Below are 13,181 nucleotides of genomic sequence, written 5' to 3' on the forward strand. Positions count from 1 at the left end.
CATATGGGAGGAACGGAGAATGGTTGAATTTATTACTATGGCACCAACTTCTGGTGACAGTGAATATGTGGGATGGTCTCATCCGGGAAATGAAAAAGTGAATAGTTGGACGGGAACAGATGAAGGTGCTGAGCGTCAACCAACTTTTGAATATATTAAAGCTATTGCGCAGGCTGCAGAAAATGGCGGGTTTTCCACTCTTTTATTGCCAACTGGAGCTGGATGTCTTGATTCGTTAGCAGTTGCTGCCAATTTAATCGGACATACAAATAAACTAAAATTTCTTTTTGCTGTGCGTCCTGGATCAATTGGACCTGTTGCTTTTGCAAAACAGTTTTCAACAGTTGATTATTGGTCAGGCGGCAGAGCATTAGTGAATATTGTAACGGGAGGATCTCCAATTGAATTAGCATCTGAAGGTGACCATCTGGATCATGAAAAGCGTTACCAGCGAACTCAAGAGTTTATTCATGTACTAAAAAAATTATTTACAGAGGAACACGTTAATCATCAAGGAACTTTTTTTCATTTAAAAGATGCATCCCTATTTCCAAGACCAAAAGAAACCCCGCCAATCTTTTTTGGCGGAGCCTCTGATACTGGAAAGGAAGTGGCTGCATCTCAATCTGATGTTTACATGATGTGGGGAGAAACGCTTGAAAATATAAAGGAAAGAATTGAGGAGATGAAAGACCGTTCTGCCAAACATCAACGAAAATTAAGCTATAGTGTTTCATTTCAAGTTGTCCTTGGTGAAACAGAAGTAGAGGCTTGGGAAAATGCAGATCGACTAATTGGTAAAGCAACAGCCAATATCGTGCAAAATAAAGCAAAGATGATGGCTAAAGGAGATTCAGTTGGAGTAAAAAGGCTTCATCAGTTAATGGAAAAGTACAAAGACAATAACTTTAGAATCGGGCCTAACTTATGGGCGGGATTGACTCAAGTTTTGTCAGGAAATTCAATTGCACTTGTGGGAACACCTGACCAAATAGCCGATCGTATTATGGAATATATTGAATTGGGATTCGAGAAAATTCTGTTAAGAGGGTTTCCACACTTGGAAACAATTGAACAAATAGGAAGATCAGTCATTCCAAAAGTTCATGAAAGATTAGCCCTAAGACAACATGTATAAAAACAAGTAGAACTGAACGTTTTAAAAGACAAATTTAATTCAATTGATGGGAGAAACAACGATGAGACAAAATAGATATAGTAAAAAAGCATTCTTGCTAATTACCCTTTTGGCTTTTTCTCTTCTTCTTACTGCCTGCGGAGTAGCAACAGGTGACAACGAGAATAACAACAAAGGAGAAGTAAAAATAGGTTATCAAAAAAATGGAACAACACTAACGCTTAAAAATAACCAGGACCTTCAAAAGGAATTAGAAACAGAAGGATATACAGTGAAATGGTCAGAGTTTAATACAGGTAGTTCCATACTTGAAGCTTTAAATGCTGGAAGTATAGACTTTGCAGGTGCAGGAGATATACCATCCATTTTTGCTCTGGCGAAGGGCAGCGATTTTAAATATATAGCAAGCGAGCTTTCATCACCCTCTTCACAAGGAATTTTAGTTTCTAAAGATTCTAACATCAAGTCAATAAAGGATTTAAAGGGGAAAAAGATTGCTTTTAATAAGGCATCAATTTCTCAATATTTAATAACACAATCGTTAGATTCAGCCGGTCTGACCATAAGTGATGTGGAACCAGTATTTTTAAATCCTCCTGATGCAAGTGTTGCTTTTGAGCAAGGTGAAGTAGATGCATGGGTTGTATGGGATCCGTATTTGTCAGTATCGGAAAGTAAGGGCAATATCATTTTACAGAATCCAGCAAGTGTGCCGTATCGTTCCTTTTATTTTACCAGCTCAGCATTTGCCAAAGATCATCCTGAATTAGTGGAGAAATTTATAGAGCATCTAGCATTGGTAGGAAAAGAGATTGATAAAAATCCGAAAGAAGCTGCTGAATTACTGCAAAAAGAAACAAATATCCCGAAGGAAACATGGGAAAAAGTTTTAAGCAGGAAAAAGTCAGACGTATTTTTTATGGATGAAAAAGCGGTGGAGGATTTACAGGCACAAGCTGACAACTTATTAAAAATTGGATTAACTGAAAATACAGTTAATATCAACGAGTTTGTTTGGAATCCAGCAGATTAGTAATCAACATCTGTTTAGAGAGGAGTATGCATATGACAAAAAAAAGCATAAAGGCTTATAACCGGGCTGCACCATGGTTGATTCCAGTTTTGATCATTATCTCCTGGCAGTTATTAACGGTAACTGGCTGGATTTCCGGGAAAGTATTGCCATCTCCTTTGGAGGTCATTAAAGCAGGTGCTGCGTTGACGATGAATGGAGAGTTATTGACAAATATATGGGTTAGTTTTACGCGTGCTTTCATTGGTTTTTTAATTGGCGGCGGACTAGGATTGATCTTTGGATTACTAAATGGTATGTATCCTGTCTTAGAAAGACATTTTGATACGACGATCCAAATGCTTAGGAATATCCCTCATTTAGCGCTAATACCAATCGTTATTTTATGGTTTGGTGTAGGGGAGGAAGCAAAGATATTTTTGGTGATAATCGGTGTATTTTTTCCAATCTATATTAATACGTATCATGGTATTCGTTCTGTAGATAAGGGACTGATTGAAATGGGGGAGGTTTACCGTTTATCCAGATGGAAGCTATTTTCTAAAATCATATTCCGAGGTGCTCTGCCATCCATTCTTGTAGGCTTTCGTTATGCGCTTGGAATCATGTGGCTGACATTAATTGTTGCTGAAACAGTGGCAGCAAGCTCAGGGATAGGATATATGGCAATGAATGCAAGAGAATTTATGCAGTTGGATATCGTTGTCTTAGCCATTTTATTATATGCACTGCTAGGAAAATTGGCAGACTATATGGCAAAGCTTTTTGAACGACACTTGCTCAAATGGAATCCAGTCTATCAAAAAAATAAATGAAATTGTTCGTTTCATACATTCAAGCTATTGGATGAAACATACAAAACATAAATTAGTCTATCTTTAAACTCTCTATTTTTAGGGATTTAATAATTGATGGCTGACCAGATATCTGGAGGTCCAATAACACTTTGGTGTTATTGGACTTTTTATATTTTCACGCAGCTTTAAAAGGTTTGATAAAGTAATGGTTACATCTTGGATAGAAAGGAGAAATACGTATGACTGCACCTACAGCTATTAGTCAATCAAGCATAGAGATTGCAAATGATCTTGCTAGAAAGTTTTATGAAAATGCAGCTGAAAGAGATGTAAGGGGAGGAAGTCCAAAGGTCGAGCGAGATTTAATTCGTGAAAGTGGTTTACTAAAAGTCCTTATCCCACAGCAATACGGAGGCTTAGGAGGAACGTGGACGGACGTTGTTACAATTGTGAGAATCTTTGCAAGATATGATAGTTCATTAGCACATGTATATGGATATCATTTTGTCAATCTCATTACTCCACATCTTTGGGGAGATGCTAAACAGCAAGAATACTATTATTCTGAAACTGCCAAAAATAATTGGTTTTGGGGGAATGCCTTTAATCCAGTTGATATCAAATTACAAGCACATAAAGAAAACGGACATCTTGTCCTGAATGGAGTGAAAACGTTTTGTACAGGAAGTGTCGATTCAGATCATCTCATTCTTTCAGCAGTATGCGATGATCAAGAAGAACTGCTGATTGCGGTCATTCCAACAAATCGTGAAGGAGTCATCATAAACGGTGATTGGGATAGTTTTGGCCAAAGACAAACAGATAGCGGTTCTATTACCTTTACGAATGTGATGGTGAAGGAAGAGGAAGTCTTGCGAAATGATTTGAAGGCTAACGAATTTGCAAAACTGCGAATTCATATTTCTCATTTCATTCTTAATCATCTCTTTCTTGGCATTATGGAAGGGGCTTTTGAAGAAGCGAAGAAATATACTGTGTCAAAAACAAGGCCACATTCCCAAAAGGAAAACTCTGCCATTGATGACCCGAGTATTCAGCGGCATTATGGTGAATTTTATGTTCAAATAGAGGCTGCCCGGTTACTTGTAGAAAAAACAGCTGGAATGTTTCAACGATTATGGGACAAAGGGAAAGCTGTTCAAGAGGATGAAAGAAAAGAATTGGATTATGCCGTATATTCAACAAAGGTCTTTTTGACAAGAGCCGGATTAGATATCACTTCACGTATATTTGAAGTAATGGGAAGCAGAGCAACCTCGAGTCACTATGGGTTTGATCGCTATTGGAGAAATATGCGCACCATGACATTACATGGTCCAGTAGATCCGGTCATTCAAGATCTAGGAAAGTGGATCTTGCATGAATAAATGATAAAGGGCATAGGAGGGGAATAGATGAATCAAGTATTGGAGGTACAACAGCCGCAAGACCAAATGGAACATATGCATAAAAAAATAGAAGCAAAATCGGTTTCTTTTAAGTATCAAAATGTAGAAGTATTAAAGGATATTAATCTAGAAGTAATAGAAAGCGAATTTTTAGTCATAATGGGACCAAGTGGTTGTGGAAAGAGTACGTTTCTCAGATTGATGGCCGGGTTAGAACAACCAAACCAAGGTGATATCATAATAAATGGAGTATCCTCAACAACAAAGACACCGGATTGTAGTGTTGTCTTTCAAGATTACTCATTATTTCCATGGTTATCCGCAGAAGAAAACATTGTTCTTGCCCTTAAACAAAAATTAAAGGGCAAGAAAACGAAAAAAGAATTGCAACAGATTGCAGAAGAATATTTACTACTTGTTCAATTGGGCCATGCTGTAAAAAAATATCCTGGGCAAATGTCAGGAGGAATGAAACAGCGTGCAGCGATTGCCAGGGCATTAGCGTTTGGATCAGATTTGCTGTTAATGGATGAGCCATTTGGTGCTTTAGATGCGATAACCCGTATCCATTTGCAAGATTTAATCTTACGTATTAGCAGGGATCAAAAGCGGACCATTGTGTTTGTTACACATGATGCCGATGAAGCCATCTATTTAGCAGACAGGATTGTTATGTTCTCACTAGGATCTGAAGGAGTTACAACAACAAGTGTAGATGTTCCGTTTAGCAAACCTAGAAATCGAAAGAAATTGTTTAGTAGCAGTGAATTTACTAGATTCAGAGAACATATTTTCTCCATTATGAACCAAGGGTTACTTGAAAACATAGAAGAACAGATTAAATAATTTTATTCGCTGGACTATAAAAAGGAAAGATATTAAGGGGAGGGAAAGTTATGAATATTGGCAGTCATTTTAAACTTAAAGCGATACTTGCCACCCTAACGGCAGCTGTTACTTTAGCTGGATGCGGAGCAAATACAGAAACAAAGGAAGTTAGTTCCACTGAAACAAAAGAAGAGAAAGTGTATGAACTAAAAGTGGGATATGGTCAAGGTACAGGTGCTGCTTTGTTCGATGTTGCGGATCTTGAAGGATTTTTTGATGATGAAAATTTGAAAGTGGAAGGGATCGGCTTTGCATCATCTGCGGATGGACTGAATGCTCTTCAAGCTGGAAAAATTGATTTAGGGATGACATTTGGAACAGCAGCACCTCTAACTTTTATTTCAAAGGGATCTGATTTCTCAATTATTGGGGGCCATTTAGAAGGGGGACATCCGATTTTAGTTCAGGAGAAAGATAAAGCTAAATATAAAACATTGGAAGATTATAAGGGTAAGAAAGTAGGAACAATTCGTATGTTTACTTCCGATATAGTGTTTCGTTCCGCACTTGCAGAAGCAGGAATTGACTGGAAAAAAGATCTGGACATTGTTGAATTTAAAACAGGAGGAGATTTACTTCAAGCCATTTCAAGTGGAAAAGTTGATGTTGCCGTTTCAGCAGGCTCAACATATTTAAAAGCAAAAGAGCAAAAGCTTGCTGTTATCGCTTGGAGCAATGATTTAAATCCAACTCACGTTTGCTGCCGTGTTGTGACAAGAAAAGATCTATTAACAGAAGACCAAGGTGAAGCTTACAAACGATTTTTAAAAGCTTTAATTCGAGCTGAACGTGTAAAAAATGATCAACCAGAAGAAGCGGTAAAAGCTGCACAAAAGCATTTAAAATTAGATGATGCAACCGTCAATTCAATTGTCAATGAAGAACATGCCCACTATTCACCAGATCCTAATAGTAAAGAAGTGAAAAAAATGTGGGAACAGATGAAAGAGATTGGCTATGTTGAAAATGCAGAAGATCTTAACATTCAAGATTATATTAATTTGGATCTCTATGAAAAAGCATTAAATGAATTAATAAAAGAATACCCTGAGGATAAAACATATTATGAAAAGCAATTAGAGAGATTTAATGAACAAAATGTATAGATGGATAAAGCTGCACAGGAACTGTTACATGCTATGGCCATAGTTAATCGTTTGGATGATAAGCAATTAGATAGAAAGGAGATATACTTTTGAAAACATTTCTCAAAAAATATACGATAACTATTTTTATTGGAGTAGCTTTTATCCTGATATGGGAGACTCTTACCAGATACGGCAGTTTAAATCCAGTTATTTTCCCGGGATTAGGGAAAGTATTTGGGGTGTTTCTTTCTGATGGAAAAGAATTATTGTTGGGATTGCTTAGTTCTCTCAAGTTATTGGTCCCTGCATACATGGGGTCAATTATTTTAGGTATTGGTGGAGGCGTCTTTCTTGGTCTTTCTACCAGTGTTCGACATATATTAATGCCTTATATCCATTTGCTGAGCCCTTTACCGCCAACAATATTTATTCCTTATGCGATTGCTGTATTGCCAAGTTTTCAATCTGCTTCTATCTTTTTGATTTTTATTGGAACGTTTTGGCCCATTTTTTTAGGATCTCTTCAAGGTGTATTAATCATTGATAAACATTATTTAGATAATGCGAAAATATTAGGTTTAAAAGGGAATGACTTTTTGTTTAAAGTGATTATCCCAGCCGCTTCACCTCACATTTTAAGTGGTGCCGGGTCAGCATTAATCATGTCGTTCCTGATTTTAACGATGGCTGAAATGTTTGGAGCTGAATCCGGGATGGGCTACTTTATACAATATTATACAGATTTTGCACAATATGATTATGTCATCGCTGGTATGATTTTTAATAGTGCTGTAATTTTGATTGCTTTATTATTTTTTGAAAAATTAAAGAAACAGGTCCTGTTTTGGACGAATCTAAAAACGGATTCCGAGTAAGAAGCAGAAAAATGAGATTCCTTATTTTATTAATAGGTTGCTTATTAATACTCGGTGGATGCACAGCGAAAGAGGAAGCCAAGACCTCTAAAACAATTGGTCTTGATGTGGCAGTAACCAGTATTCCAAAACAAATCCAATTATTAAAGCCAGTGAAGATTACTGCTTTAGTTACAATAAACGGTGCCGAAGTGAATGAAAAAGCCGAAGTTGAATTTGAGCTTATTAAAAAGAATGGAGCTCAAATAGGTTTCGTCACTCCTGAATATATCGGAGATGGAAAGTATCAAATCGAAACGATTTTCGATGAAGAGGGAGAATATCAGATTGTGTCACACGTATCTATAGGAAATGTTCATGAGATGCCAATATTTGAAATCAAGGTATTACCTTGATGAGAGGACGGATGGGATGCCAATAAAAATGAAAACGATTTTGATTGTCCGTCTAAGTTTTTTATCAATTTTGATCATTGCAGCAGTCTATGTCTTTTATAACGAGGTCTTTAAGGAACAAGAAGTTGTTGCAGCAAAAGTTGGGTATACAGCACCAGATTTCACCCTGAAACATTTAGACCGAATAGAACAAACATTGTCTGATCATGGCGGCAAGGGGATTGTCCTTAACTTTTGGGCAACGTACTGCCCACCTTGTGAAAAGGAGATGCCCTATCTTGAGAACGCGTATCAGAAATATAAAAACCAAGGGGTAGATATTTTGGCGGTAAATGTTGCTGAGCCGACTCTACTTGTCAATCAGTATGTGACAAATAAAAATTTAACTTTTCAAATTTTACTCGATCGAGATGGAGTAGTGGCTGAACAATATCAAGTTCAAAATCTACCAATTACATTTTTCATTGATTCCAACGGTGAAATTATCGATAAAGTTTCCGGTGAGTTGACAGAAGCAAAACTTAAAAAAGGAATAGAAATGATTCAACCATAACGTCTAGTGACAAAGCTTATGAAAGTAGGGGGAGTATACATGTCAAAGAACAAAACATTAAAATTAGGAGCCATGATCCATGGTGTTGGTGGCGGCTGGGCAGATTGGAGACATCCTGATTCTTTGCCAAACGCCAGTACAAACTTTGATTTTTATAAGGAACAAGCGCAAAAAGCGGAAGAAGGGAAATTTGATTTTGTCTTTATTGCGGATAGTGTATCAATTAATGAGAATTCTAGTCCCCATTATTTAAATAGATTTGAACCTTTGACAATTTTGTCGGCGATTGCAGCCAATACTTCTAAAATTGGATTGGTAGGCACGGTTACAGTTAGCTACAGTGAACCTTATACAGTTGCGAGACAATTCTCTTCTCTTGACCATATCAGTCATGGAAGAGCAGGTTGGAATGTTGTAACATCTTGGCTTTCAGGATCAGCTGATAATTATAGTAGAAAAGAACATCCGTCACATGCAGAGCGGTATAAAATAGCACAAGAATTCCTTGAAGTGACTAAGGGGCTGTGGGATTCGTGGGAAGATGATGCTTTCCTTCATGATAAAGAAACTGGTCGCTTTTTTGATAAAGAAAAGCTGCATACGTTGAACCATAAAGGCAAGTATTTCTCTGTGAAAGGTCCGTTAAATATCGCCCGTTCAAAACAAGGACAGCCGGTTATTTTTCAAGCCGGTGTATCAGAGGACGGGAGAAATTTTGCTGCTAAATATGCAGATTCGATTTTTTCAGGATTTGAAATAAAAGAAGAAGCAAAGAAATTCTATAAAGATTTAAAAAGAAGAGCAAAAGAATTCGGCCGTAACCCTGATAAGCTATTTGTATTACCTGGTATTATTCCGGTTATTGGAGATACACAGGAGGAAGCAAACAGAAAGCAACAAGAAATTGCCAACCTAGTATCGATTGATAAAGCACTTCATGCTTTGGGCAGGCCATTTGATGACCATGATTTCTCACAATACCCATTGGATGAACCATTTCCGGATTTGGGTGATTTAGGGAGTGACAGCCATCGTGGAACATCAGATAAAATTAAGCAAATGGCTAAAGAAAAAAATTTAACCCTTCGACAAGTTGCGGTGAATATTGCAACGCCAAAAGGACAATTTGTTGGAACCCCTGAAAAAGTAGCCGACCTTCTACAGGAATGGATGGAGGAAGAAGCAAGTGATGGATTTATTATTGGTGCTGCAACACCAAAAGGTCTTCCTGAATTTGTTGAACGAGTTGTTCCTATTCTACAAGAACGGGGGTTATTTAGAACGGAATATGAGCATGATACTCTACGAGGACATCTAGGATTGAACATACCCGAAAATCGCTATTCAAAAAACGTATTACAACGATAAAGGTCTATAAGTGAAAGAATCACTAATGACGTTTACACTCCTGGTTCCTGCAGTTGATGAATGCAGAAACTTTTTGTCATGAATGAAAAGCCTTTTTCATCATTTTTTTGATGTATTGGCTTTTTCTATTTACTTAGCAAGAAAGAAATTGAACTAGGACTGAATACCTTCTTAAAACCTATATTCTTCTCTATTTCCTTTTGAAAAAATAGTGAAAACAGGAAACTACTACAAAAGAATTAATCCATTAGATACCACAGCCCATAATGCAGAAAACAATCGTAAATTGAAATAAATTTAATTTGAAAAAAGTGGTTGATTTTTCTAAACTTTCATAATATGATAAACAAAAACAAACATAACCAATAGGGAATGTCGGAATTAAAATGTAAACAAGTTTACTAAACAAAAAACTTTGGGTTAAAGTTGACTAATTCACTCAACTTTACAGGAGGAAAAAATGAAGGTTTCTAGTAAAGGTGAATATGCATTAAGGGCCTTATTGGTTTTAGGTCAGCAACAAGGTCAGGTAATGACCATTCAAGAAATCTCTGATAAAACTCTTGTTACGATCAATTATTTAGAACAAATATTACTGCAATTAAAAAAATTGGATTTCGTAAAAAGTAAAAGAGGAGCACGTGGAGGCTATTTTCTCCATAAAGAGGCGCAACAAATTAACATTGGTGAAGTTATTCGAAAGTTAGAGGGACCTTTATCTCCAATGAGCTGTGCATCCATTACAAAATATGAACCTTGTCCATTAGAGGCAGGATGTCAATTAAAGCCGCTATGGTCTCTTGTCAGAGATACGATCTCTTATGTTCTTGATCGTACGACTCTTGAAGATTTACTTTTAAATAAAATACATTTACTTGAAGGGGATGAGTTAGTTGTCTTCAAAAAATAAAATTGATCAGGCTGTTATCGAAAAAATCGTTAGTTTTTTGGAAAATATCGAGTATGGAACCGTGCAAATTACAGTTCATGATTCACAAGTTACCCAAATTGAAAAAGGTGAGAAATACCGTTTTGCCATGAAAAAAAGCAATGAAAATGTAAAGCAATTAAAAAATTACTAATCTAGGGAAAACAAAACATGAACAATTTTCAATAACATGTTCTTCCATATAAGTAGGAACTTAAAAACTCAAAAGCCTCCGTCTTCTCACTGACAGAGGCTTTTTTGTTGGTTAAAAAAGGAAAGCCGTAATGATCCTTTCGATAGGTATAGAATAAACAGTTAGTTATCTATAAATATATTATGTAAACTGACCAGCAGGAATACTCTTTCTAGTAGACAGCAAACTTGTGAATATTGCTTTTTATTAATCTTACAGTGATTCCATTTGAAGTCTTATTTATCGATTTAATGAGACAAATAAATGAAGGTGAAAAATACCACAATTCCTTCTATATATTTCTTCTCAGCGTTGTTAGAATAAAGAAGGAGGTGAATAATGGAAATTAACGAGACAACAAAAGCATGGTATCAATCCGATCGTTTTAAGGTATTTATAAAAATAGTGGTTCCTATTGTGATTGTTGCTGTTCTTCTTTTTGTCATGAACCAATGGAATAAAGCAGTCCTAACATTTATCATAAAACATAAATGGCTCATGTTAATTGGTTTCACGGCAGCAATACTATATTGCAGCTGGGCTTTCTCGGAATTTTTTAATAAACAGAGGCAAAATTTAAGAAGAACCTGGTACTTTCTCTTTCTAATAGGGATTGTTTTTATGCTTAGCGAAACAGGCTTTGATGCACAAAAATGGCAGGGATATACCTTGCTGGCAGGAATGTTTATATTCGTTGATTTAGCGCTATTTTTAACACCTTCAATTAAAAAAATTGCAGGGGCAGAAATGGAACAAATCAATGAAATGGAGAACGTAAATGATGAAATGAAAAAAGTCATCGTCCAAACACAAAATAGAAGCTGGCAATATACCAATATATTAGATAGGCTGGACACTTCTTTGTTCGGAACACAGCAATGGTTTAATATAGATGAATACCGAGGCAGTTTAGAAGATTTTCTTTCCATATACGGGGAGACTTGCAGGCAAAGCATTACTGTATTTAAGTTTGATGATCAATCATTTTTCAAACAAGAAATAGGAACTGTCATGGGAGTGGATTTGACTGATAAGGAAATTGCTTTATTAGAGGAACAAAAACTTCTTCACATTGACAGAAGGACCATCCTGATTCCATACATTGAAAGAGTATTTCCAGTCGTCATATCAATTTTCGGAGAAAAGGACATTCTTGATATTGACACTGATCATATTGTCAACTTATCCTTAATACATAGCTGGTTAAAAAAACAAACATGAGGATTAAGTAGATGAAATAAGTTTATTTTGATCCAATCAAGGGAAATAAAGGGTAAAGGAGTGGATGAAATGGAAAGAGCAATAGCAGGTGAATATGGGACAACTCCTATAGAAAAACACAAGGCGAAATCAAAATCACCTTTTTTATTAGAAAATGCCACTCGCACAGTCCCGCATACTACTCCATCATTATATACAAGAGACTTATTTGAAAGAAGCGATAAAGCGGTAGAACAGCTAAAACAATACAGAGGCAGAGTGCATAAAGCGGAATAGTTCTTGATCAGACTGTTTGTGGTTTACGGCTAAAACTCTCATAAAATGGCCATACAGTAAATATACTTGTTAAGAGTTGCTGTATGGGAGTGGAAAAGATGGGAGAAAGGAAGAAAAAAAGTCCTTTTTTATTAGACAAGCCTTCTGGTACGTTACCAAACAGAAATAAGGAACACCATCAGTTGTTATCACTAAACAATAAGATTAAAGAACAACTCAATCGATTGAAGAAAGACAGATGATTTCTCATCTGTCTTTTTTGTGTCTTAAGACAGATGAGATAAGTGTATAAGGATGAATGTATAAATTTTTTGCAACAAAGCTATCAGCTTATGACTATAGGCAATCTTAATGGAGTACAATGATATCTTAGGAAGGAAATCATATAACGTAAAATTTTGGAGGATATGAAATGAGTATAATTGAACAAGCGATTAACTTCGCAGCAGCAGCGCATGATGGACAAACGAGAAAAGCAACAAACATTCCATATATTACTCATCCATTTGCAGTCGGTATGCTGTTGCAAAAAGAGCAGTGTACAGATGAAGTGATTGCTGCCGGTATATTGCATGATACGATTGAAGACACATCTGCCACATACGAGGATTTAGAGAATCAATTTGGCAAGCAAATTGCACGTCTTGTCCTGGCGGCATCTGAGCGTGACAAGAGCTTGCCGTGGGAGCAGAGAAAGCAGCACACGATTGATGCATTGAAACATGCTGGCTTAGATGAAATTAAAATTATTACAGCAGATAAATTACATAACTTAAGAAGCATTCATGCAGATCTTATCATACAGGGAGAAAAAATCTGGGAACGTTTCAACCGCGGAAAACGTGATCAACAATGGTATTATACAGGGATTATTAAGGCATTATCACCACGCCGAAATGAATTCGCGCTGATTGGAGAGCTTGAAAAGGAAGTGGAGTCGGTATTTGGCTCGCACTTCCATCATGAATAATGGGGATCTGATTTTTTAACTTAATGGCATTCTGGATTTACAAAAAAAA

General features: G+C 36.4%; 15 protein-coding genes. All 15 read left to right on the forward strand.

Going from position 1 to position 13,181, the window contains the following annotated elements:
- Positions 1-19 precede the first annotated feature (19 nt).
- The 15 genes from WQ54_RS21375 (at position 20) to WQ54_RS21445 (ending at position 13,132) form a co-directional block, all read left to right on the forward strand.
- Positions 20-1,138 carry an LLM class flavin-dependent oxidoreductase gene (locus WQ54_RS21375; protein ID WP_046587099.1) on the forward strand — a complete coding sequence of 373 codons (1,119 nt, stop codon included), beginning with the start codon at positions 20-22 and terminating at the stop codon, positions 1,136-1,138.
- 61 nt (positions 1,139-1,199) lie between these two features.
- Positions 1,200-2,171, forward strand: a complete 972-nt coding sequence (locus tag WQ54_RS21380) for an aliphatic sulfonate ABC transporter substrate-binding protein (protein WP_046587100.1) — start codon at positions 1,200-1,202, stop codon at positions 2,169-2,171.
- A gap of 32 nt (positions 2,172-2,203) precedes the next feature.
- Positions 2,204-2,986, forward strand: coding sequence for an aliphatic sulfonate ABC transporter permease SsuC (ssuC, locus tag WQ54_RS21385; protein ID WP_046587103.1), 783 nt, complete (start codon positions 2,204-2,206; stop codon positions 2,984-2,986).
- Between the two features lie 221 nt (positions 2,987-3,207).
- A complete protein-coding gene (locus tag WQ54_RS21390) occupies positions 3,208-4,356 on the forward strand; it encodes an acyl-CoA dehydrogenase family protein (protein WP_046587105.1) in 1,149 nt (382 codons plus the stop codon).
- Positions 4,357-4,383: 27 nt separating this feature from the next.
- Complete coding sequence (locus WQ54_RS21395; RefSeq protein ID WP_046587107.1) at positions 4,384-5,223, forward strand: ABC transporter ATP-binding protein; 840 nt, start codon at positions 4,384-4,386, stop codon at positions 5,221-5,223.
- A gap of 50 nt (positions 5,224-5,273) precedes the next feature.
- Entirely contained in the window at positions 5,274-6,371 is a 1,098-nt protein-coding gene (locus WQ54_RS21400; RefSeq protein WP_046587109.1) for an ABC transporter substrate-binding protein, read from the forward strand.
- 89 nt (positions 6,372-6,460) lie between these two features.
- On the forward strand, positions 6,461-7,228 hold the full coding sequence (locus WQ54_RS21405) for an ABC transporter permease (protein ID WP_046587111.1): 768 nt from the start codon (positions 6,461-6,463) through the stop codon (positions 7,226-7,228).
- Between the two features lie 11 nt (positions 7,229-7,239).
- Positions 7,240-7,623, forward strand: a complete 384-nt coding sequence (locus tag WQ54_RS21410) for a FixH family protein (protein WP_046587113.1) — start codon at positions 7,240-7,242, stop codon at positions 7,621-7,623.
- Between the two features lie 28 nt (positions 7,624-7,651).
- Positions 7,652-8,176, forward strand: a complete 525-nt coding sequence (resA, locus tag WQ54_RS21415) for a thiol-disulfide oxidoreductase ResA (protein WP_052737915.1) — start codon at positions 7,652-7,654, stop codon at positions 8,174-8,176.
- 39 nt (positions 8,177-8,215) lie between these two features.
- A complete protein-coding gene (locus WQ54_RS21420) occupies positions 8,216-9,544 on the forward strand; it encodes an LLM class flavin-dependent oxidoreductase (RefSeq protein ID WP_046587115.1) in 1,329 nt (442 codons plus the stop codon).
- 460 nt (positions 9,545-10,004) lie between these two features.
- The gene (locus WQ54_RS21425; protein WP_046587117.1) at positions 10,005-10,454 is read left to right on the forward strand and encodes an Rrf2 family transcriptional regulator; all 450 of its coding nucleotides are present in this window, start codon (positions 10,005-10,007) and stop codon (positions 10,452-10,454) included.
- Positions 10,438-10,626: a YezD family protein gene (locus WQ54_RS21430; protein WP_046587119.1), complete on the forward strand. Its 189-nt coding sequence runs from the start codon at positions 10,438-10,440 to the stop codon at positions 10,624-10,626. The genes WQ54_RS21425 and WQ54_RS21430 overlap by 17 nt, the downstream gene beginning before the upstream one ends.
- A 378-nt stretch (positions 10,627-11,004) precedes the next feature.
- The gene (locus WQ54_RS21435; RefSeq protein ID WP_156178042.1) at positions 11,005-11,886 is read left to right on the forward strand and encodes a type II toxin-antitoxin system SpoIISA family toxin; all 882 of its coding nucleotides are present in this window, start codon (positions 11,005-11,007) and stop codon (positions 11,884-11,886) included.
- 69 nt (positions 11,887-11,955) lie between these two features.
- Positions 11,956-12,162, forward strand: a complete 207-nt coding sequence (locus WQ54_RS21440; protein ID WP_046587123.1) for a hypothetical protein — start codon at positions 11,956-11,958, stop codon at positions 12,160-12,162.
- Positions 12,163-12,574: 412 nt separating this feature from the next.
- The gene (locus tag WQ54_RS21445) at positions 12,575-13,132 is read left to right on the forward strand and encodes an HD domain-containing protein (protein ID WP_046587125.1); all 558 of its coding nucleotides are present in this window, start codon (positions 12,575-12,577) and stop codon (positions 13,130-13,132) included.
- Positions 13,133-13,181 lie beyond the last annotated feature (49 nt).

The organism is Bacillus sp. SA1-12 (assembly GCF_000981385.1).
Lineage (GTDB): Bacteria > Bacillota > Bacilli > Bacillales > Bacillaceae > Metabacillus.